This window comes from Acidovorax facilis, assembly GCF_023913775.1.
Classification (GTDB): Bacteria; Pseudomonadota; Gammaproteobacteria; order Burkholderiales; family Burkholderiaceae_C; genus Acidovorax; species Acidovorax facilis.
In genome coordinates this window covers 1-21,026 of the sequence record NZ_JAMXAX010000012.1, presented here as the reverse complement: position 1 = coordinate 21,026, position 21,026 = coordinate 1, and the positions used below count along the sequence as shown (strand labels likewise).

The 21,026-nt window shown below is 61.3% G+C and carries 16 protein-coding genes; 13 read left to right on the top strand and 3 right to left on the bottom strand.

Going from position 1 to position 21,026, the window contains the following annotated elements:
• The first annotated feature begins 21 nt into the window (after window positions 1–21).
• The 8 genes from NFX52_RS06295 (at window position 22) to repC (ending at window position 14,444) form a co-directional block, all read left to right on the top strand.
• Entirely contained in the window at window positions 22–3,555 is a 3,534-nt protein-coding gene (locus tag NFX52_RS06295; protein ID WP_055397349.1) for a helicase-related protein, read from the top strand.
• Window positions 3,556–3,714: 159 nt separating this feature from the next.
• Window positions 3,715–5,142 carry an AAA family ATPase gene (locus NFX52_RS06290; RefSeq protein WP_082437394.1) on the top strand — a complete coding sequence of 476 codons (1,428 nt, stop codon included), beginning with the start codon at window positions 3,715–3,717 and terminating at the stop codon, window positions 5,140–5,142.
• A 2-nt stretch (window positions 5,143–5,144) separates the two neighbouring features.
• Window positions 5,145–5,735 (top strand): retron system putative HNH endonuclease, encoded by a 591-nt coding sequence (locus NFX52_RS06285; RefSeq protein ID WP_055397345.1) that lies wholly within the window; start codon window positions 5,145–5,147, stop codon window positions 5,733–5,735.
• Between the two features lie 18 nt (window positions 5,736–5,753).
• A complete protein-coding gene (locus NFX52_RS06280) occupies window positions 5,754–8,702 on the top strand; it encodes a DUF1156 domain-containing protein (RefSeq protein ID WP_055397343.1) in 2,949 nt (982 codons plus the stop codon).
• A 20-nt stretch (window positions 8,703–8,722) separates the two neighbouring features.
• Window positions 8,723–9,871: an AAA family ATPase gene (locus NFX52_RS06275; protein ID WP_055397341.1), complete on the top strand. Its 1,149-nt coding sequence runs from the start codon at window positions 8,723–8,725 to the stop codon at window positions 9,869–9,871.
• Window positions 9,868–10,395, top strand: coding sequence for a hypothetical protein (locus tag NFX52_RS06270; protein WP_055397339.1), 528 nt, complete (start codon window positions 9,868–9,870; stop codon window positions 10,393–10,395). The genes NFX52_RS06275 and NFX52_RS06270 overlap by 4 nt, the downstream gene beginning before the upstream one ends.
• 12 nt (window positions 10,396–10,407) lie before the next feature.
• Window positions 10,408–13,245 carry an ATP-binding protein gene (locus NFX52_RS06265; RefSeq protein ID WP_055397337.1) on the top strand — a complete coding sequence of 946 codons (2,838 nt, stop codon included), beginning with the start codon at window positions 10,408–10,410 and terminating at the stop codon, window positions 13,243–13,245.
• Window positions 13,246–13,346: 101 nt separating this feature from the next.
• The gene (repC, locus tag NFX52_RS06260) at window positions 13,347–14,444 is read left to right on the top strand and encodes a replication protein C, IncQ-type (RefSeq protein WP_207401921.1); all 1,098 of its coding nucleotides are present in this window, start codon (window positions 13,347–13,349) and stop codon (window positions 14,442–14,444) included.
• A 193-nt stretch (window positions 14,445–14,637) separates the two neighbouring features.
• Here the strand turns inward: repC and NFX52_RS06255 are convergent, their stop codons facing one another.
• Window positions 14,638–15,087, bottom strand: coding sequence for a conjugal transfer protein TraD (locus tag NFX52_RS06255; protein WP_082437393.1), 450 nt, complete (start codon window positions 15,085–15,087; stop codon window positions 14,638–14,640).
• A gap of 247 nt (window positions 15,088–15,334) precedes the next feature.
• On the opposite strand from NFX52_RS06255, the gene mobQ reads away from it, so the two are divergent.
• From mobQ to NFX52_RS06235, 4 genes are all read left to right on the top strand, one after another.
• On the top strand, window positions 15,335–16,351 hold the full coding sequence (mobQ, locus tag NFX52_RS06250; protein ID WP_055397330.1) for a MobQ family relaxase: 1,017 nt from the start codon (window positions 15,335–15,337) through the stop codon (window positions 16,349–16,351).
• A gap of 229 nt (window positions 16,352–16,580) precedes the next feature.
• Window positions 16,581–17,345 (top strand): hypothetical protein, encoded by a 765-nt coding sequence (locus NFX52_RS06245; RefSeq protein ID WP_156358694.1) that lies wholly within the window; start codon window positions 16,581–16,583, stop codon window positions 17,343–17,345.
• Window positions 17,342–17,536, top strand: coding sequence for a hypothetical protein (locus tag NFX52_RS06240; RefSeq protein WP_055397326.1), 195 nt, complete (start codon window positions 17,342–17,344; stop codon window positions 17,534–17,536). The genes NFX52_RS06245 and NFX52_RS06240 overlap by 4 nt, the downstream gene beginning before the upstream one ends.
• The gene (locus NFX52_RS06235) at window positions 17,529–18,671 is read left to right on the top strand and encodes an ArdC family protein (RefSeq protein ID WP_162239762.1); all 1,143 of its coding nucleotides are present in this window, start codon (window positions 17,529–17,531) and stop codon (window positions 18,669–18,671) included. Before NFX52_RS06240 ends, NFX52_RS06235 begins: the two co-directional genes overlap by 8 nt.
• Here the strand turns inward: NFX52_RS06235 and NFX52_RS06230 are convergent.
• Window positions 18,668–19,111: a hypothetical protein gene (locus NFX52_RS06230; RefSeq protein WP_055397322.1), complete on the bottom strand. Its 444-nt coding sequence runs from the start codon at window positions 19,109–19,111 to the stop codon at window positions 18,668–18,670. The two genes, NFX52_RS06235 and NFX52_RS06230, sit on opposite strands and share 4 nt — an antisense overlap.
• Before the next feature lie 150 nt (window positions 19,112–19,261).
• The gene (locus NFX52_RS06225; RefSeq protein WP_156358693.1) at window positions 19,262–19,426 is read right to left on the bottom strand and encodes a hypothetical protein; all 165 of its coding nucleotides are present in this window, start codon (window positions 19,424–19,426) and stop codon (window positions 19,262–19,264) included.
• Between the two features lie 165 nt (window positions 19,427–19,591).
• On the opposite strand from NFX52_RS06225, the gene NFX52_RS06220 reads away from it, so the two are divergent.
• Window positions 19,592–21,026, top strand: a 1,435-nt coding sequence (locus tag NFX52_RS06220) for a PAS domain-containing protein (RefSeq protein WP_238385564.1), incomplete at its 3' end; no start/stop codon positions are given.

Below are 21,026 nucleotides of genomic sequence, written 5' to 3'. Positions count from 1 at the left end.
GTTCAACGCACTCAGGCGCGCATGCTCAAACTCGAAGAAATCGCTAAGGACGCGCAAATCACCGGGCTGGTCCCTGATGAAGTCGTCAAGGTTGTCAACGTCGAAGAGATAGGCCCCAGTGCCCGCCTTGTGGCCTACCGCAACGCCCAAGGCAAGCTTGATGAGCAGACCATCTTCCGTCACGACGAGCATCGTTTGTCTCTGGCCGTAGCAGGCAAGGCATGGGCTTTCGATGCGGCCCCCGCTGCCTTCAAGCTGGCGTTGGAGGCGTATCGCATCAGCCTGGCCCACCTGTTTGACCCCCTGATGGCGGTGCACACCTCCAACGTCGAGCCCCTGCCGCACCAGATTTCCGCTGTTTACGAAACCATGCTGCCGCGTCAGCCCTTGCGCTTCGTGCTGGCCGACGACCCCGGAGCAGGCAAGACCGTGATGGCGGGCCTGCTGATTCGAGAAATGACCCTGCGTGCCGACGCCCGGCGCGTGCTCATCGTCTCGCCCGGCTCCCTGACGGAGCAGTGGCAAGACGAACTGCGTGAGAAATTCGGGCTGGACTTCGAGCTTTTCAGCCGCGAAAAGCAGGAGCAGTGCCACAGCCGCAACTACTTTGCCGAACAAGACCGCCTGATTGCCCGCTTGGACCAACTTTCGCGCAACGAGGAATACCAGCAGCTGCTGGCGCAGACCGAGTGGGACCTGATCGTGGTGGACGAGGCCCACAAGATGTCGGCCAACTACTTCGGCAACAAGGTCAACGAGACAGGCCGATTCAAGCTGGGCAAGTTCCTGGGCGGCCTTACCCGCCACTACTTGCTGATGACGGCTACACCCCACAACGGCAAGGAAGAAGACTTCCAGCTCTTCATGTCGCTGCTGGACGGCGACCGCTTCTACGGCAAGTTCCGCGAGGGTGCCCACAAGGTGGACATCACCGACATGATGCGTCGTATGGTCAAGGAAGAGCTGCTGCGCTTTGACGGCAAGCCGCTGTTCCCGGAGCGCTGCGCGTACACGGTCAACTACACGCTGTCAGATGCCGAGGTGCTGCTGTACGACCAGGTCACCGACTACGTCCGCAACGAAATGGACCGCGCGGACCGGCTGGACGGCAAGCGAAAGGGCACCGTCGGCTTTGCCCTGACCCAGTTGCAGCGCCGACTGGCATCCAGCCCGCAGGCCATTTACACATCGCTCTCGCGCCGCCGTAAAAAGCTCGAAGCACGTCTTGACGAGCTGCAACTCAAAGCCCGCGCTGACGTGCTGCGCGAGAACCTGGGTGAATACGTCGTCAAGCGACAACTGGACTTGCCCGAAGACCTTGATGACGCCGCCGACGAACTCAGCGCCGAGGAATACGAAGCAGTGGCCGACCAGGTGGTGGACCAGGCCACTGCTGCCGAGACCATTCCTGAGCTGCAAGCCGAAATCCTGATCCTGCGGGAGCTGGAAAGTGCCGCCGCATCCGTCGTGCAATCGCGCAGCGACCGCAAGTGGGAAGAGTTTTCGCGCCTGCTGCAAGACGAGCCCGAAATGCGCACCGCCGATGGCCGCCGCCGCAAAATCATCGTGTTCACCGAGCACCGCGACACGCTCAATTACCTGCTGCTGCGCATCCGCGACACGCTGGGCAGCGAACAGGCTGTGGTCACCATCCACGGCGGCATCAACCGCGACGACCGGCGCAAGGTGCAAGAGGCGTTCCGCAACGACCCCGACGTGCTGGTGCTGCTGGCCACCGATGCGGCAGGGGAGGGCGTCAACCTGCAAAACGCCAACCTCATGGTCAACTACGACTTGCCCTGGAACCCCAACCGCATGGAGCAGCGCTTTGGCCGCATCCACCGCATTGGCCAGCGTGAGGTGTGCCACCTGTGGAATCTGGTGGCGGCCCAGACCCGTGAGGGCGAGGTGTTCAACTGCCTGCTTGAAAAGCTGGCCGTGGAGCGCGAGGCCTTGGGCGGGCGGGTGTTCAACGTGCTGGGCGAGGCTTTCGACAACATCTCGCTCAAAGACCTGCTCATCGACGCCATTCGCTACGGCGAAAAGCCCGAAACCCGCGCCCGGATGGAGCAGGTTATCGGCCAGGCGCTGGACACCCAGCACCTGAAAGACCTGATGGCCCGCAATGCCCTGGTCGAAAACCACATGAGCCTGGACGACCTCTATGCCATCCGCGAGGAGATGGACAAGGCCGAGGCCCGCAAGCTCCAACCGCATTTCATCAGCGCATTCTTCCGCGAAGCATTCCGGGTGGTGGGGGGCGAGCTGCGCGACCGCGAGGCGGGCCGCTACGAGGTGCGCCACGTTCCTGCCGACGTCATGGAACGCGACCGCGTAATCGGCCACACCCGCACCCCCGTGCTGAAAAAGTACGAGCGCATTTGCTTCGACCGCGAGCACCGCACCATCTACGGCAAACCCACCGCCGACCTGGTGCACCCAGGCCACCCCCTCATGGCCGCCGTGACCGACCTGGTGCTGTCCAGCCACCGCAGCCTGCTCAAACGCGGCGCCATTTTGGTGGACCCGCACGACGACAGCACCGAGCCGCGCGTGCTGTTCATGCTGGACCACAGCGTGCGCGAAACCGCCGCACCCAACGGCAGCACTCCACGCGATGTCTCCCGCCGATTGCAGTTTGTGGAAATGACGTCGGACGGCGATGCCACCCCCGCGCCTTTTGCCCGCCACCTTGACCTGGTACCCATCACCACCGCCCAGGCCGCCCAGGTGGCCGACGTGTTGCAGGCCGATTGGGTGACGCACCACATCGAAGCCCGTGCCCTGGCCTATGCCGTGGAACACCTGGTGCCCGAGCACACGCAAGAAGTTGCCAGCCGCCGCGAACGCCAGGCCGACAAGCAACTGGCCGCCGTGCGCGAGCGCCTGGTCAAAGAAATCCAATACTGGTCAGACCGTGCCATCCGGCTGGACATGGACGTGCGCGCAGGCAAGCAACCCCGCCTGCAACCCGAGAACGCCCGCCGCCGTGCCGAGGAGTTGAGCGCGCGCCTCAAACAGCGCACCGCTGAACTCCAAGCCATGCGCAGCGTGGCGTCTGGCACACCCAACGTGATCGGCGGGGCGCTCGTCATCCCCGCAGGGCTGTTGGCGCAGCGCAGTGGCGTGCCCAATTTCAGTGTGGACGCAGCAGCCCGTGCCCGCATCGAGCGCATTGCCATGCAAGCCGTGTTTGACGCCGAACACGCGCTGGGCCACCGCACCAAAGACGTATCTGCCGAAAAGTGCGGTTGGGACATCACCACCTACGTCGAGCAGCCCGAGGGGCTGGCGTTGGAGCACCACATTGAAGTCAAAGGCCGCGCCAAGGGGCAGGACACCATCACCGTCACCAGCAACGAGATTCGCCACGGGCTGAACCAGAAGGACAAGTTTGTGCTGGCTGTGGTGGTGGTGGACGGCGACACTGCCGAATCGGTGAACTACGTCCCCATGCCATTCACCCAGGAGCCAGATTGGGCCGAGGCGAGCAAGAACCTTGACCTTGGGTTGCTGCTGGGCAGAGCCTTGGAGCCCAAGGTGTTCCATGGGTAAGCAAGGGCGCCACAAAGAGAGATGCCCCAGAGCTTGCGCTGCTGGGGCATCGGACCGGAGATGCTATCTCCGGTGGGGTTAGAGTATGAGGCTATGCAAATTCTAATAGGCCAAAGGCAATCCGGGGGCCGCAACTTTGCTTGAACTGAGGGCTGCGCCATGCGATTGAAGACCGTCACACTGAAAAATTTCCGTTGCTTTGAATCAATCACGCTGGATCTGCACCCACGCCTCACAGTGATTGTGGGTGAAAACGGGGCGGGTAAAACGGCAGTGCTAGATGGTATTGCCAGTGGCTTGACCCCGGTCCTCACCCACCTGTCTTCTGCCGATCAGCGCTTAACGGGTCGCGGCATCAAGGACGCAGATTTTCGTATTCAGTCTTCGACGGGAGTGCGAGGGCGAGAGCAGTGGAGCACTGCTGACTTCGCGCAAATCATGTCCACTACCTGGGGTGACCTCCAATGGGACTACTGGCGTCCCTCTGGCGGTGGCAAAGGCAAGAAGCCTGCCGAGACATGGGGCGAGACGGCGCTCAAAGAGCATCTGCACGCCATCACGGCCAGCTACAAGACGGACGCACCGGCACTCACACCCGTCTTTGCCTACTATGGTGCGAGCCGAGGTCATATCGAGGTTCCTGAACGCCTGCGTTCCGCGAAGCACAATTACGAGCACCCCACGGCCGCACTGGTGGATTGCTTCAACCCACGGAGCGATTTCCGGGAGATGCTTGCGTGGTTTGATCAGGAAGAATCCGCCGAGCTTCGGAAAAACAAGGGTGTCACCAGTGAGGACTACACCCCCTTGGAGTCGTTGGAAGCGTTGCGGGCCACTGTTGTTTCCCTGCTAGGGGAAGCCTACCGGAACCCACATTTCAACGCACGGCATAAGTTCATGTTGGAGCGTTCCAGCGATGGTGCCGAGCTGCTGGTGAACCAACTCAGCCAGGGCTACCAAAGCATGCTGGCACTGGCGATGGACTTTGCGCGACGGCTTGCCATTGCCAACCCCCATCTTGAATATGGCAATCAGTTTGCAAGCCAGCAATTGCTCATGCAGGTGGTTTCCGTATTGGAGGGGCAAGACCCTGGCATCTTCGAGCCCTTCCAGCATGCTTTGGCCATGAGTGCTCCCGCCATCATGCTGGTGGACGAAATCGACCTGCACCTTCACCCTACCTGGCAACAGCGCGTGTTGGGCGATTTGATGCGTACCTTTCCGTTGACGCAGTTCATCGTCACCACGCACAGCCCACAGGTGCTGACCACCGTACCGCGTGAAAACATCCGCGTTCTTGATCAGGACGAAAACGGGCTCATGCGCGTGCGCACACCGGATTTCAGTCCGCTGGCCCATGAATCGGGTGACGCCTTGGCCAAAATCATGGGCACCCATCGGGAGCCACCCTTGCCGTTGCAAGAGGAAATTCGGCGCTACGAGCAATTGGTGCGTGTTGGCCAAGAGCAGACCGAAGAGGGCCAAACCCTCCGAGCGGCGTTGGACGCAGCGGGCTACCAATTCCATGAAAGCGACCTCACCACCTGGCGCTTTCTAGCTGCACGAAAAGCAGGCGGAGCGAATTGACCATGGTGGAGCTGCAACACCGCGCAATTCCCACGCCTGCGCTTACTGCTTTTGTCGCCGCCCACCCAGGCGCTGCTGTCGCCGACTTCGACAGTGAGGCATTCGCCCCAGTCAAGCGCGCAGTCAAAGCCGATCTGAATCAGGATCAGGATGGCCTGTGTGTTTATTGCGAAAGCCCGTTGGAACCAACAGGCGGGCAGGTTGAACACATCAAGCCCAAAGCGGGGGGCAATGGCCACCCGCACCTGTGTTTCGCTTACACCAACTACGCCCACAGTTGCATCAACCCAAAGACCTGCGGCCAAAGAAAGGGCAATGGTCTGCTCCCCATCGAGCCTGGCCCTGGCTGTAATACCCAGTGGACCCTGTCCACTGACGGCACTATCGAGCCCATTGTCGGCCTGACCCGAAAGCAACTGCATCCCGTTCGTCAAACGCGGGATATGCTGGGCCTGAACGCCGACTCCAATCTCGTCGATGAACGCCAACGCTGGCTTCGCAATGCCCTGGTTGTGTTGCAGCAGGCGCCCGGCGACATCCATACCTTTTTGCAATCCGCACCGTACCGCCACATGCTGGCCACAGTGGTGTAAGCCCGATCTGCGTTCTACATGTCTATCCGCTCCCCCAAGAAACTCATCGAAGTCGCCCTGCCGCTGGACGACATCAACGTGGCCAGTGCCCGCGAAAAGTCCATCCGCCACGGCCACCCCAGCACGCTGCACCTGTGGTGGGCGCGCCGCCCGCTGGCCGCCGCGCGTGCGGTCATCTTTGCGCAGATGGTGAACGACCCCGGTGGCGAGCGGGGCTACTACGCTGGCAAGACCAAGGCCCAGGCCGATGCTGAGCGCGAAGAGCTGTTCCAGATCATGCGCGACCTGGTGCTGTGGGAGAACACCAACAACGAAGAGGTGCTGGGCCGCGCCCGCGCCGCCATTGCCAAGAGCTGGCGCGAAACCTGTGCGCTCAACCCTGGCAAGCCCGGCTTTGACCCCGAAGTGCTGCCCGCCTTCCACGACCCCTTTGCTGGTGGCGGTGCACTGCCGCTGGAAGCGCAGCGCCTGGGGCTGCAAAGCTACGCCAGCGACCTGAACCCTGTGGCCGTCACCATCAACAAGGCCATGATCGAGATACCGCCCAAATTCGCGGGCCGTGCCCCGGTGGGGCCGGAGATTGAGGCCGAACGCGGCACCAAGAAGGGAACGCGCAATGCCTTCGAGGATTGGAGCGGTGCCCGTGGCTTGGCCGAAGATGTGCGTCGCTATGGCGCGTGGATGCGCGAGCAAGCCCAGCAGCGCATCGGCCACCTATATCCTACGATTCGCATAACTCCTGAATTGATAGCTGCTAACGCTTTTGAGGAAGGCGCTGACGGCCAAAAAGAATTGAAGAACGGTGGCTTGGCTGGCTTGCAGCCGGGGCAGGAGCTGACAGTGATTGCCTGGCTGTGGGCGCGCACCGTCAAAAGTCCGAACCCTGCGTTCAGTCATGTGGATGTGCCCTTGGCCAGCAGCTTTATTTTGAGCAGCAAAGCGGGTAAGGAGGCTTATGTGCATCCGGTCATGGAAGGCGACCGCTACCGCTTTGAGGTGCGTACGGGGCTGCCACCAGAGAGCGCACAAGACGGCACCAAGCTGGGGCGCGGCGCAAATTTTCGCTGCCTCATGTCAAACACGCCGATTGAACCCGCTTACATCAAGGCCGAAGGAACTGCCGGTCGCATTGGCATCAAGCTTATGGCGATCGTGGCTGAGGGTGCACGTAACCGCGTATATCTCGCACCCACACCAGAACATGAATCCGCTGCTCAGCAGGCACAGAGGGGGTGGAAGCCTGAAACCACTTTGCCCGATGACCCGCGCAACTTTTGGACGCCAGCCTACGGCTTGACAACCTATGGCGACCTGTTCACGCCCCGCCAATTGATGGCGCTGAACACATTTTCCGATCTTGTGCCCGAAGCCATCACTCGTATCCGCGCCGACGCCCTGGCCACAGGCATTCCCGATGATGGACGAGGGCTGGATGCTGGGGGCAACGGAGCTACTGCATATGCCCAGGCGGTTGGGGTTTATCTGGGGATTGCGTTGAGTCGTTTGACCGATATCTGCAATGCGCTGTGCCGTTGGGAAAGCAGCAAAACCCAGGTACGAAATTTGTTCGGCAGGCAATCCATTCCGATGATGTGGGACTTCGCGGAAAACAACGTTTTTGCGGAGGCAGCGGGGGATTACGGTGTGAGCCTTGGCAACATGGTTCGTGCGCTTTTGGAGTTGCCAGCAGTTGGTGATGGTTTGGCCATCCAATCTGACGCTCAATCCCAAACGGTTAGCGCGAACAAAGTCATCTCCACCGACCCACCGTATTACGACAACATCGGTTATGCCGACTTGTCCGATTTTTTCTATGTTTGGCTGCGCCGCAGTCTGCGGCCCATCTTCCCGAATCTCTATGCCACACTGGCCGTGCCCAAGGCCGAAGAGCTGATTGCTACGCCATATCGCCACGGCAGTAAAGAGAAGGCAGAGATTTTTTTCCTGGATGGCATGACCGCAGCCATGCACAACCTGGCAGCACAGGCGCACTCGGCGTTTCCCGTCACCATCTACTACGCTTTCAAGCAAAGCGACACCAAGGACGAAGGCAGTAGCACCCATAGCACCGGCTGGGAGACATTCTTGGAGGCTGTGTTGCGTGCAGGATTTACGCTGACCGGCACTTGGCCCATGCGCACTGAATTGGGCAATCGGATGATTGGATCGGGCACAAATGCTCTGGCATCCAGCATCGTTCTGGTGTGCCGCCAGCGCGATGCCAGCGCCGAGACCATTAGCCGCCGCGAGTTTCAACGCCAGTTGCGCGAGCACTTGCCCGAAGCGCTGGAAACCATGATTGGCGGCACCAGCGGCCAAAGCCCGATTGCTCCCGTGGACTTGGCGCAGGCCGCCATTGGCCCCGGCATGGCGATTTACAGCCAGTACGCGGGCGTGCTCAACCAGGATGGCACGCCGATGCGCGTGCACGACGCGCTGGTGCTCATCAACCGCGAAATCACTGAGTACCTGACGCCCGACGCGGGCAGCTTTGATGCTGATACGCTGTTTTGCAACAGCTGGTTCGAGCAATACGGCTGGGCCGAGGGGCCGTTTGGCGAGGCCGATGTGCTGGCCCGTGGCAAAGGCACCAGCGTGCAGGGTGTGGCGCAAGCAGGCATTGCCGACAGCGGTGCAGGCAAGGTTCGCCTGCTGCGCTGGGCCGACTACCAGGCTGGCTGGGACCCCAAGCTGGATGCCCGCAACCCCGTATGGGAGGCCACGCACCACCTGATTCGCGCGCTCAACACCCAGGGCGAAGCCGCAGCCGGTGCCCTGCTGGCCGCCATGCCTGACAAGGCCGAGCCCATTCGCCAACTTGCCTATCACCTCTACACCTTGTGCGAACGCAAGAAGTGGGCCGAGGACGCGCGGGCCTACAACGAACTCATCACCGCCTGGCATGCCGTGCTGGAAGCCAGCCGCGAGCAGGGGCCGCGTGGGGAACAGTTGGGGTTTGATGCCTGAACGCGCAGCAAGGAACAAAGATGCTCAAAGCACTCAAAGTCAGTAATTTCACGGTGTTTGGTAGCGACGTGGAGTTCATGTTTTCACCAGGCTTGAACGTCATCGTGGGCGAGAACGGTGCGGGCAAGACCCATGTGCTCAAACTGGGCTACCTGTTCTCCCGTGCGTGGCCCGATCTAACCGCCCAACGGCTTGCTGTGAACAAGGAGCGTGCGCAGGCGTACTTGGCGGAGCGCTTGGCCGACTTGTTTCAAGTGTCCGATCTTTCGGCCTTGATACGACGCAATGCCAAAGGCGGCGCGGTGCTGCAAGCACAGGTCGATGGTCACATTCCCACCGTGCAGATTCGCATGGCAGATGAGCCTGAGTTCACCTCACCAGGGTTGCCGGAGGCTATGCCGTGGAAGGTGCAGATTCAACGAAAGGACCAGGCTGGCCTGCTCAAAGCCACGGTGCTGCCAGACGAAGTGCCAGACGCCGCAGCGCGGAATGCTTTTTTGCCGCAGCAGGTGCTGGTGCCCAGTAAGGAGATGGTTTCCCTGTTTAAGGGGTTGATTGGACTGTTCGACAAGTACCGTGACTTCCCGTTGGACATCAGCTACCGCGATTTGGCCGTCGCCATGTCCACATTGGAGCCACGCGACAGACCGCCTTTGATGTCGGATGTGGCCCAGCGCATGCAGAGCCTGTTGGGCGGAGACTTGAAGCTGGAAAAGGGAGAGTTGGTCTTCGAGCGCGCTGACGGATCGCAGATGGACATTTCTCTGATGGCAGAGGGCTATCGCAAGCTGGCCATGCTGATTTATCTGCTGCGCTATGGTGTGGTGGAGCGTGGCTCTACCTTGTTCTGGGACGAGCCAGAGGCCAACCTCAACCCCGCTGCGTTGAAGCTGCTGGCCGAAGCCTTGTATGCACTGGGTAGCGCTGGGGTTCAGGTGGTTGTGGCTACGCACAGTCTCTTCTTACTGCGCGAGTTCGAGATTTTGCAGATGAAGTCAGCGCAAGGACCTGTTAACCAGGTTCCCAACAAATACTTTGGCTTGGGTCGCCAGAAGAAAGACGGCCCGGTTTCCGTGACCCAAAGCACGGACATCGCCGATATCGAGCCTTTGGTTCTGTTGGACGAGAGCTTGCAGCAGAGCGACAGGTACATGGAGGCGAACCCATGAATCAGACGGCAGATGTGGATGGCATGCGCCTGACCATGCCGGCGGGGTGGTGGGTGTGGAAGTACGACGACTCCGACTTTCACCAGACGCAGTTCCAGAACTTTGCGGGTGGCGTCAAGGCCATGGATGCCATCGCGCTCGACCCTGCTGCACAAACCTTGTGGCTGATCGAGCTCAAAGACTACCGGCAGAACAAGCGGCGAAAACCCAGCTCCGTATTTGCCGAAGTGGCGGGCAAGGCACGCGATACCTTGGCAGGTTTGGCGGTTGCGCGCGTCAGTGCGCAGGCGCAGCAGGAGCGCGCGTTGGCGCAGCAGGCGCTGGGGTCCAGGGAAATTCGTGTGGCGCTGCAATTGGCCCAATCAGCGCGGCCCCACCGGCTGTTTCCGCAAGTGGTAGAGCCCGCCGATGCGGGTCTCCAATTGCGTAGAGCGGTCAAGCAAGTGGACGCGGCACCGGTTTGTGCCGTTGGTAGCTTGGGACAACACAACAACATGCTGCCGTGGAATACGGTTGCCATTTGAAATACGCACCTCATGACAATCAAGCCCTGGCGCGAAGTCGCCCACCCCCACAAGGACGTGCTGGAAGGCACCTTCAAGCAAAGCGAATTCGCGGCTGACATCTCGCAGGTGCATGCAGGCACGGCGGAGCCTGAGTACCAGGACGCCGAGAAGTTTTTTGCCCGCACCTTCATCACCGAGGGCATGCGCCTGCTGCTGCAAAGTGTGGCCGAGCGGCTGTCGGGCCGGGGCGGCGACCCGGTGATTCAGCTGCAAACGGCCTTTGGTGGAGGTAAGACCCATACGCTGCTGGCGGTGTACCACCTGGGCAGCCGCCAGTGCCCGACCGAGAAGCTGGCAGGCATCCCGCCCATTCTGGATGCCGCAGGCGTGACGTCGCTGCCGCAGGCACGGGTGGCGGTGATTGATGGCATCAAGTTCTCGCCCAGCCTGCCGCGTTCGCATGCGGGCACCACGGTGAACACGCTGTGGGGCGATTTGGCGGTGCAGCTGTTGGGGACCGAGGGCTATGCGTTGCTGGCCGAGGCCGATCAGGCGGGTACGTCCCCCGGTAAGGACGTGCTGACGACGCTGCTGCAACGCGCGGCGCCGTGTGTAGTGCTGCTGGACGAGCTGGTGGCCTATGTGCGCCAGTTGGAGCCGGGCAAGAGCTACCCCGGCGGCACGTTTGACAGCAACATCACCTTCATCCAGGCGCTGACCGAGGCGATGAAGAGCGTGCCCAACGCCATCTTGTTGGCATCGCTTCCCCAGTCAGAAACCGAGGCGGCAGGCACGCAGGGGCAGCGCGCGCTGGATGTGCTGGAAAAATACTTTGGCCGCGTCGAATCGGTCTGGAAGCCGGTGGCGGCGGAAGAGGCCTTCGAGATTGTGCGCAGGCGGCTGTTTGACACCGTGGGCGACCCAGCGCAGGTGAACGCCACGGCACGGGCTTTTGGCGAGCTGTACCGACAGAACCCGACCAAGTTTCCTGGCGAGACGCAGGAGGCGCGCTACGAGGAGCGCATTGCGCACGCCTACCCGATTCACCCGGAGGTGTTTGACCGGTTGTACGAGGACTGGTCCACGCTGGACAAGTTTCAGCGCACGCGTGGTGTGTTGCAGTACATGGCTATCGTCATCCACAGGCTGTGGGACAGCCGTGACAAAGACCCGCTCATCATGCCGGGCTCGTTACCGCTGGACGATGCGCTGGTGCGCAACAAGAGCATCCACTACCTGCCTAATGGCTGGGAGCCGGTGATTGAGCGCGAAATGGATGGCCCGCGTTCAGCAGCGGCGGACATTGATGGGCACGACACCCGATTTGGCAGCTTGCAAGCCGCGCGGCGCGTGGCGCGCACCATCTTCTTGGGCAGTGCGCCATCGAACGCTGCGCAGGCGGTACGAGGCATTCGGGTGGATGGCATCTTGCTGGGTGCCGTGCAGCCGGGGCAGGCTGTGGGCACGTATGAGGACGTCATCAAGCGCCTGCGTGATCGGCTGCATTACCTCTACGGTGAAAAGGACAGCTACTGGTTTGACACGCGCCCCAACCTGCGCCGCGAGATGGAAAGCCGCAAGGCCAACCTGAAAGACGCTGACGACGTGATGCCGCTGCTGCGCGACCGCGTGGGCAGGGTGTTTTCCAAGGGCAACCACTTTGCGGCCATCCATGTGTTTACGCCGTCTGCCGACGTGCCAGATGACTTTGGCTTGGGGCCGCGTCTGGTGGTGTTGCCGCCCAATGCGGGTTACCGCAAGCAAGATGAATCGTTGGCCTTGTTGGCTGCCACCGAGGTGCTGGAAAAGCGGGGCGATGCGCCACGGCTGAAACGCAACCGCCTGATATTCCTGGCGCCCGATGGTGACGCCGTGCAGCGCCTGCGCGATGCGGTGCGAACCTATCTGGCATGGAAGTCCATCGTGGAAGACGTGCAAAACCGCCGTATCGACCTGGGCACCTACCAGGCCGATCAGGCCAAGCGCGCCATGGACGGTGCTGAGGATGGCGTCAAGCAGATGGTGCGCGAGACCTATCGCTGGCTGATGGTGCCCACCGAAGAGATGGTGCGGGGCAAGCTGGCTTTGCGCTGGGAGGCCGTGGCCTTGTCGGCGTCTGCACCGAGCGTGGTCGATGCGATTGAAAGCAAGCTCAAAGAGGAAGAATGGCTGGTGAGTGCGTGGTCGCCCGTCCACCTGAACCGGGTGTTGAACCAGTGGTACTTCAAAGAGGGCGTCACCGAGGTCTCGGCTTTGAAGGTGTGGCAAGACAGTTGCCAGTACCTGTACCTGCCACGCCTGCTGAACTCTGATGTGTTTGTGCAGGCAGTGACGGCAGGCTGCGCCAGCCGTGACGGGTTTGGCTACGCGGCAGGCAAGGATGGTGACCGTTGGCTGGGGTTTTCCTTCGGCCACTCTGCGTTGGTCACCATGGATGCCGACACCGTGCTCATTAGCCAGGCGGCGGCCATCGAGTACCAACAGAAGCTGGATGCGGAGCAGCGCGAGCGTGTAGCACAGCAAGCGGTGCCTGCCAATGTCGGCAGCGGTGTGCCTGGCACGCCATTGCCCGGCCAGCGTCCGGTGGCCTCCAAGTCCGAGGGAACCACTGCGGCTACGGCTGCGGTGGCACTGCCCAACCGGTTCTTTGGACTGGTGGAGGTGGATGCCACGACGGCAACCATGGACTTTTCGACCATCGTGAACGAGGTGATTCAGCACTTTGCGGCTCAGAGTGGGGTGGATGTCACCGTCACCGTCGAAATTGAGGCCCGCACGCGCGATGGTTTTGAGGCAGGCTTGCAGCGGACCATCAAGGAGAACTGCGGGGTGCTGAAATTCCGCTCCGCCAACTTCGAGCAGGAATAGCTTGCGGTCACTGGCGGGGGGGCGATGACGATGCGTTGGGGCGGAATGTTTGCGTGAACCTAAATCTGCTTGCTACTTTGGATCAGCACAAAGGAGCAAGCATGAGCAAACTAAAAAAAACCACATCGCCCCAGCCGCGTTGTCCGAGCGACGCCAGCCGCTACGTGGTCGATTACATGGACCACGCCCCCGTGTGGCCCGCAGTCATCTTCGCGCAGGGGCTGTTTCGGCCAACCCAAAATGGGGCGCCGGTTGTCCCACTGGAAATCGAGTACGAGACGACCATCCAAAAGCAGCGGGTGGAGTACGTCTTCCGCAGTCCAGAGGCCTTGAACATCGTTGACCAGGCGGTGTTTCTGCACCTGTGCCAGTTGATGGCTGCTGGTAATCGGGTGCACCTGGCGCCTGACCATGAGAGATACCCCGTGTACTGCGCAGCGCTTGGCGCTTCGGGGCTGTGGAGCGACCAAGGCATTTCGTTGGTGGTGGTCAAACTGTCTGACGTTGCGCACGGCATAGGCTTGACGCGCACCGGCACCAATGCGCGGAGCGTGCTCGCATCTCTCAATAGGCTTTCCCAGCTCACCGTGCATCGACAGATGCATGGCCCCAGCCATACGGGGGAGGGGGCTAGTCGGTTCCTGGCGTTCACATGTTCAGACACCCATGTGCGGATAGCGATAAGCGTTGAAGCAGCTTGGTTCGCCGTGCGGCGCCAGGGCGTTGCCTGGGTCAACATGCGAGAGCATCGCTCATTGAAGAGCAAACCGGCCAAGCGGCTGCATGCTTGGCTTTGTGCGTGGGCGTCGCCCGTGGAGCGTAAGTCCATCGGTCTCGATAAACTGCTGGTCAATGTGTGGGGAGGCCCACCAGCCCATGCAGATGCCCGAAAAGACCGGATGCGCACCTTGCGTCAGGCTATCAAGGAAGTTGGCGAGTTGCGGGGATGGTCTTGTGACCTGTCTGCGGACGGCAAGCAACTGCTGGTTCGCAAGCCCCGGTTCGCGGGCACCCTTGCGCAAGCCGAGCAAGATGCTCAGAGTGTGAGCGGTGCGCACACCGCTGCAACCCCCACCGCGCCCGCTGGCACCACCCCCCCAGTCGCTACCACGCCCACCAATGTCGTTGCCACGCCCACCGCCAATCGGCAGGAACCGGCGCCCAGTGCGGAGTTGGAGGGTATGGAGTTCGCGCTCTAAGAACCATCAGGAAAGTTCAAGACTTTCCATGGTGTGGGGCGAAGCCCCGTCGCACCTATGCTCCGGTGCATCGCCCGGGGGTTACACGCCTTGTGATTTTGGGTGTGTCGTACGAGCCAAGGAATAGAGGTGATATCACTTTGATACCACCTGGTCGCCTGCGGAGCATTGGCACTTCAACCGGCGAAGGTTGTCAGCGCTTGGTCTTTTTCAGCGCTTGCAGCCCGTCGTCGCGCAGACGCTGCCGATTCGGCACTGAAACGACGTCGTTCTCTGGTTGATTCAGCGTTGATTCCAGCCACAACAGCGCTCCGAGGATCAGGGCGCGGTCGTATGCCGTCGATTGGGCGGCGAGTCCACCACGCAACGGCGTCGAATCGTCGTCGTTTGGTGGTTGATGGGCTTCGGAATGCGGGATGTCGAGCCCTGCTTTCTTGACCAAGGCACCGAGAACGATTTTTTCGTGAGCGTCGATGCGCCGTTGTAAGTGCCGCGCATGTGCTCGCCCCACGCGGTCCAGATGCTCAGCCCGAGCCTGCAATTGCGCAGCTTGATGCCGGAGTGCTGCTTCACGCACACGCAACCGCGCCAGTGAGTGCGGGGCGCTTGGCTGAGCGGTTGTTTTTTGATGTTGAACGGTCATGTTTGTCTCCCTGTGATTGTTCTGCCCTCCTTCTTATTGCAGAGGGCAATTCAATCTGGCAGTTTGAGATGGAGACAGTCAAGCATTACAGGGAAGGCAAGCCCCACAAGCGCACTTATACAAACTCCGTTTGTGTGCGCCCGGCGGGGCCTTGAAAACAGCCGCTGCAAGAGCCTGTGCCGCCAATCGCGGACACACGCAGCGCCATCGCCACCACCTTTGCCCGATCGTCGGCAAAGGAGGGGCGATGGCGATATTTCATTTTGCAGCACAGGTCATCACGCGCAGCGACGGCGGTAACGCGGTCGCCGCAGCGGCCTATCGGGCAGGTATGCGGTTCAGTTGTGCCCGCACGGGGCTTGTGTTCAACAGCACCCGCAAACGCGAAGTGGCATACCGCGCAATCCTTGCACCGCAGGGTGCCGCCGCTTGGGTTTTTGACCGCCCACAGCTGTGGAATCAGGTCGAAGCCATAGAGACAAGGGCCAACAGTCAGTTGGCCCGCGAGGTCGAGGTTGCACTCCCCATCGAACTTACCCATGCGCAGCACATTGCGCTCCTTCACGGGTACGTGAACGAGCACTTTGTGAGTTTGGGCATGGTCGCGGACATTGCGCTGCACGCAAAGACCGGCAACCCCCATGCCCACATCATGCTGACGCTGCGCGACGTAGAGGCAGAAGGCTTTGGTGGCAAGCGTCGGGACTGGAACAGTCCCGCCTTGGTGACTCGATGGCGCGAAGCCTGGGCCAATGCCTGCAATGCGGCCTTGGAGAGTGCTGGGCGCGTTGAGCGCATAGACCATCGCAGCAATCTGGGCCGAGGCATTGACCTCCCCGCCACGGTGCACCAGGGGCGTCGGACCCATGCCAACGCAGAAGCTTGGAATGCGCGCGCGGAATACAACGCTTGGGTGCAGACCCAGGTCGAACTGACCAAGGTTCGCGCCGATGTGGCGCGGGTGCAGTCCCAGATTGTGGACTTGACCAGCACCATTACCGAAGCCTTGGCAGAGCGCGATGCCAAACGGGCGGGTAGTGCGTCCAGCGCCACCATCGTGCCCACGGCACCTGCCACCCCCATCACACCCCGTATCTGGACGCCCGCCAGCGATGTGCTGACACGGGATTTTTCAGTCGCGGGAGTCATCGCCCGGCGCTCATCCGGCGCCTGCGGACCCACGAGTCCCATCCACCGTTCAACCCCGCAGCCCGAGGTCTCGCATGTCTCGGACGGCTTTATTCAAGGAGACAAACCATGCTGATATCACTTCTGTTCCAGCTCATCGCCGCAATTTTTGTAACCCGACCGCCAGGCATTCAAGCGGGGCAATGGAGCCCTCACGCCCGTGATGCTGTCCGTACGTTGGAGCGCAGGCACTTTGGCATTCCGATTCCTCCACGGCCTGTGTCGCGTGCTCCGACCCGTCGGGATTGGGTGCGTGCACCCGCTCCGGTGACCCCGGAAGTGGAAGGAGAGTGGACATGCAAGTAATGAGCACACTTTCTCCAACAAGAGAGCAGCCCCAAGCTGCTGTGGTACTGCCTGCGGCACCCAAGGTCTGGATGCCTGCGCATTACTTTCATCGCGTGCACGATCCAGCCAGTTTTGCTTGGCTTGAACGCTTGTCGCCTACGGTCGCCACGCAGTCGCCGCCCCTTGGCAATTGCTTTGGGATGGAAGTCGCCTACCTGGCACTCGACCTACTGCACTGGTTTCCGAGCGAAACCGTGTTGGCCATCCCGTTCTTGGAAGCCGTGCCGCCAGAGTACTTTTTGGTGTGCAGTTCTGGTGGACAGCGGTGGTGGTGTTTTGTTGTGCTGCGAAATCGCGCCGAGAAAGCGTGTGCACTCGTTTTCGATATCGACCCATCGGTGCTGCTTATTGCAGGTCTTGGTCTGCGCGAAACCCATATCGAGGCAGCCACCGAAGCCGTCACATGTGGGCGCGACTTTTCATTGGCCCCGAACGCGGCAGTGCTGTGCCCCATGGATCAGCGCCCTATCCGCTACGAGCGGTTGAGTCCTGCTACGCAGGAATATTTCTGTCTCAGTGAGGGGGCCGCAATGGGCAGCGCACCAGCAGCGCCCCTCGGTCTTGCAGACCTTTTGACGCCGCGCAGTTTGCCGCAGACCGCCGCGATGGAGGTTTCCATTGGCAGTCGGACGCTGGGGTTGCGCATGCGCGTGAATGACGACGATGCTTTGATGCGGTTCCTGGACTCGCTGGGCGGTGACAGTGCGGGAGGTGTCCTATGAATAGCAGACCCCAATTTATCTCGCTGACCCCTGACCTGGCGCGAGCACTCATAGAAGAGATGCAGGCCGTGCTGGATGGTGAGGCCAGCTATTTCCATGCAGAGCTGTGGACCGATTCCGGCCTGCAAGTCGGAGTGCACTTGTCGGGGCCAGAGGATGTTGTGGAGGAAGGAGGGCCGTACCATGAGTGACGCCAAATCTTCTCGACGTTCCAAGCCCACGGTGAGGAGGGACCTGTACCAGGAGGTCACGGACAAGCTGATAGCTGCCATTGAGGCGGGCACTGCACCGTGGCAACGCCCCTGGCAAGACGTGGCAGCGGCGGGCGTACCCATGAACGGCAGCAGTTCGCGCCCGTACAACGGGGTCAACGCCCTGCTTTTGATGATGACTGCGCAAGCGGAAGGCTATTCTGACAACCGTTGGTTCACGTTCAAGCAAGCCAACGCGATGGGCGCCAAGGTCAGGAAGGGAAGCAAGTCCACCCCCGTGTACTTCTTCAAGATGCTGGATGCCAAGGGGCGTGAAGTGCCGGGTGATGGCACTGCGCCCCGAGAGGGGCAGGGGGGCACCACCGATTCCCCTCGGCAGATTCCATTCCTGACGGAATACCGTGTGTTCCATGCGACTCAATTGGAGGGTTTGGCGCCTTTGCCTCAGCCAGAGCGCCCGTGGACCCCGCTGCAAGCCGTGCAGCAGCTGGTTGAACGCTTGCAGCCGGACATTCGCTATGGTGGCAATCGGGCCTTTTACGCGCCAGGCCCAGGCCGAGACTTCATCCAGCTGCCGCCAGAAGGGGCGTTTGCCAGTGCGGAGGAGTTTGCTGGGACGTTAGCCCATGAACTGGGGCACTGGACGGGTGCTGAGCACCGTCTCAATCGCAAGTTCGGCGTGTGGGGTACAGAAGCCTATATGCAGGAGGAGCTGAGGGCCGAGATTTTTAGCGCTTGCCTCTGTGCCGAGCTTGGCGTCGCCACTCCGATGGACAATCACGCGGCGCATGTAGGCGCCTGGCTGAAAAAGCTCCGGGAGGACAAGTATGAGGTGTTCCGGGCCGCCAAAGATGCGCGTCGGATGGTGGATTTCGTAATGGGGCGGGGCGGTGCCCCAGTGATAGCAGCGCCTGCATCTGATTCAGCACCCGCCATGCTTTCAGCAAACCTTTGTCCAAAAGCGGTGGCTTCGGGAGTGGAAGGCCTGCTATTGAGTGCCCGGAAGGCCGCACGACGTGGTACCGCCGTACGGCGACATGGTTTTGTGCCCGTGTCCGAGGCGCTAGCGGAGCATGCTGCACCAGGGCCCAGTACAGGGGGCACACAACATTAAGGCAATGGGTTGTAGTCCACCTTCGGAAAGGTATAGGTTAGCGCTAAATCGACGCCCCAATACAGCATGCCCAGCTTGGTGGCAGTCAATTTGGCTGCCTCAAAGTCGGATGTCCGCAGGGCTGCTCTCACCGTGCTGTGGATGTGAGAAGGTGGCATGAAAGCGAGTGCACCGAAAGGCATCCAGTCTGCAATGCTATTCAGCAGCTCCTGGTCCGTCATGTCTGGGTTCTTGGTCACGTCTGGGTCTCTGAATGTCTTTGACCAGACAGTAATCCCTGGGCACACGTACTCTGGGTCGATTTTCCACTGTCGGTTCCTGTACACCATGCATGGAATACGGCGCAGTGCACACGCCTCCATCTCAGCGCTTGGATTGCGCATGTCACTGATCTTCCACGGTTGAGCGGCAAGAGTCGCAAGAGCTTTTTTGTTTGTCATGTTTTCATCCTTTCAAGTTAATGACAGGATGAAGTTTTGACCTGCGGGTCCTAAAAGTGAAGAAACGGAAAGGACCGGAATTCCTGTGTAGCCAGGATGTAGCAAGAAAACTCAAAAATCTCCCGTTTCACAGGGAAAAATTCAATTTTTTCAATACTGCTGCATCATGGGGGTGTGGTGTTCGAGCGTGTCGGACATGCTGGGGGCCGAGAAATGAGGCGTGGACTGTAGCAGTTCGCTCCACGGGCCTGCACTGCATGCGGCTGAGGGCGGAGCCCGTTGGCCCAGGCGGATACGGTCATCGCCGTGCTGCACGAAGGGCTCCGGGTTTTCCCTTGGGCAAATGCCACAGGTTTTTAATGTCCGTTACGTTTTGACATACTCTTGCCTGTATGCTGGCACATTGGCTGTGACCCTCGGCCCCGCCTTGCGCAGGCGGGATTCCTACCCACCGCAGGCTTCAAAGGTTTCAGAGCGACCGTGATCTCGTCCGAACTGTTGACCGATCTCCTTGCCCCCGTTGGCGAGGGCCACATAGAGCCGATGGCGCAGGCGCGTCTGCAGGCGCTGGTCGATGCCGTTCCGGTGGCCTTGATGGAGTTCCGGTTGCAGCACGGCCGTCTGCTGCTGCTGGCTGCCAACGCTGCCGCACGCCGCATGCCCGGCCTGGGGGCGGTGCGCAACCCCGGAGCGGATGCCTGCGAGGTGTTTGACCTGCTGGCGGGCACCCCCCTAATGGACCAACTGCAAGGCGTGGCCCGCGTGGGTGCGCCGCTCGAATGCCGCCAGGTGGTGCGCGAGCCCGGTCGGCTGCTGCTGGCCTGGGATCTGTCAGCCCGCCGTGTGACCAGCGACTGCATCGTGGTCACTGTGCGCGATGCCACCGAGGCCGAAACCCTGCGTGCCGCGCTGGCAGCGTCCGAACGTGCCCTGGAAGAAGTGCGCCGCGAACTGCGCGAACAGACCGAGGTCTTCAACACCATGGAGAGCCTGGCCCGCACGGGCCATTGGCGCCGCATCGAAGACCCGGGCGAAACGGTGCTGCTGTGGTCGCCCGGCCTGTGCGACATCGCTGGCTTCGAACAGCAGGAATGGGTGGACCCCGAGCGCGCCGTGAGCGGCATCCTGCCCGAGGACCGCCATGTGTTCGACAAGGCCCGCATGCCAGGTGCCGGCCTGGATGTGGAATACCGCTGGCGCCGGCCCGATGGCGAAGTGCGGTGGATGCGGTCGCGCGTGCAGCGCACGTTGCCACGCGACGGGGTGCAGGTGGTGATGGGCGTGGTGCAGGACGTGACGGACGAACACCGCGCGGCCGAACAGCTGCGCGAGCAGCTGCTGTTCATCCAGCGCATTGCCAGCCGCATCCCGGGCTTTATCTACGAGTACCGACTGCATGCGGATGGCGGCACCAGCGTGCAGTACATCAGCGATGCAGTGCGTGACTTCATGGGCGTGGAGCCGAGCCAGGTGACCGCCGACCACGGCGTGCTCATGCTCCGGGTGTTGCCCGAAGACCTGCCTCAGGTGCAGCGCTCGGCGATCACGTCGGTGCGCAGGCTGGTGCCCTGGCAGTGTGAGTACCGTGTGCGCATGCCCGACGGCAGCGTGCGCTGGCACATGACCAATGCCATTCCGCACCGCGAGCCCGATGGCTCGGTGGTGTCCCATGGCTTCACCATGGACATCACGGACCGCAAGCGCGCAGAACAAGAAATCGAGCGCCTGGCCTTCTTCGACGCCCTCACAGGCCTGCCCAACCGCCGCCTGCTGCTGGACCGCCTGCAACGCTCCATCGCCGCCTGCCAGCGCACCAAGAACCTCGGCGCCCTGCTGTTCATCGACCTCGATAACTTCAAAGACCTCAACGACACCCTGGGCCACGACATGGGCGACCAGCTCCTGTCCCAGGTCG

Excerpts from the sequence above, each read along its gene's own strand:
- NFX52_RS06295 (WP_055397349.1), top strand. The coding sequence starts at position 22 with ATGCTCAAACTCGAAGAAATCGCTAAGGACGCGCAAATCACCGGGCTG.
- NFX52_RS06290 (WP_082437394.1), top strand. The coding sequence starts at position 3,715 with ATGCGATTGAAGACCGTCACACTGAAAAATTTCCGTTGCTTTGAATCA.
- NFX52_RS06285 (WP_055397345.1), top strand. The coding sequence starts at position 5,145 with ATGGTGGAGCTGCAACACCGCGCAATTCCCACGCCTGCGCTTACTGCT.
- NFX52_RS06280 (WP_055397343.1), top strand. The coding sequence starts at position 5,754 with ATGTCTATCCGCTCCCCCAAGAAACTCATCGAAGTCGCCCTGCCGCTG.
- NFX52_RS06275 (WP_055397341.1), top strand. The coding sequence starts at position 8,723 with ATGCTCAAAGCACTCAAAGTCAGTAATTTCACGGTGTTTGGTAGCGAC.
- NFX52_RS06270 (WP_055397339.1), top strand. The coding sequence starts at position 9,868 with ATGAATCAGACGGCAGATGTGGATGGCATGCGCCTGACCATGCCGGCG.
- NFX52_RS06265 (WP_055397337.1), top strand. The coding sequence starts at position 10,408 with ATGACAATCAAGCCCTGGCGCGAAGTCGCCCACCCCCACAAGGACGTG.
- repC (WP_207401921.1), top strand. The coding sequence starts at position 13,347 with ATGAGCAAACTAAAAAAAACCACATCGCCCCAGCCGCGTTGTCCGAGC.
- NFX52_RS06255 (WP_082437393.1), bottom strand. The coding sequence starts at position 15,087 with ATGACCGTTCAACATCAAAAAACAACCGCTCAGCCAAGCGCCCCGCAC.
- mobQ (WP_055397330.1), top strand. The coding sequence starts at position 15,335 with ATGGCGATATTTCATTTTGCAGCACAGGTCATCACGCGCAGCGACGGC.
- NFX52_RS06245 (WP_156358694.1), top strand. The coding sequence starts at position 16,581 with ATGAGCACACTTTCTCCAACAAGAGAGCAGCCCCAAGCTGCTGTGGTA.
- NFX52_RS06240 (WP_055397326.1), top strand. The coding sequence starts at position 17,342 with ATGAATAGCAGACCCCAATTTATCTCGCTGACCCCTGACCTGGCGCGA.
- NFX52_RS06235 (WP_162239762.1), top strand. The coding sequence starts at position 17,529 with ATGAGTGACGCCAAATCTTCTCGACGTTCCAAGCCCACGGTGAGGAGG.
- NFX52_RS06230 (WP_055397322.1), bottom strand. The coding sequence starts at position 19,111 with ATGACAAACAAAAAAGCTCTTGCGACTCTTGCCGCTCAACCGTGGAAG.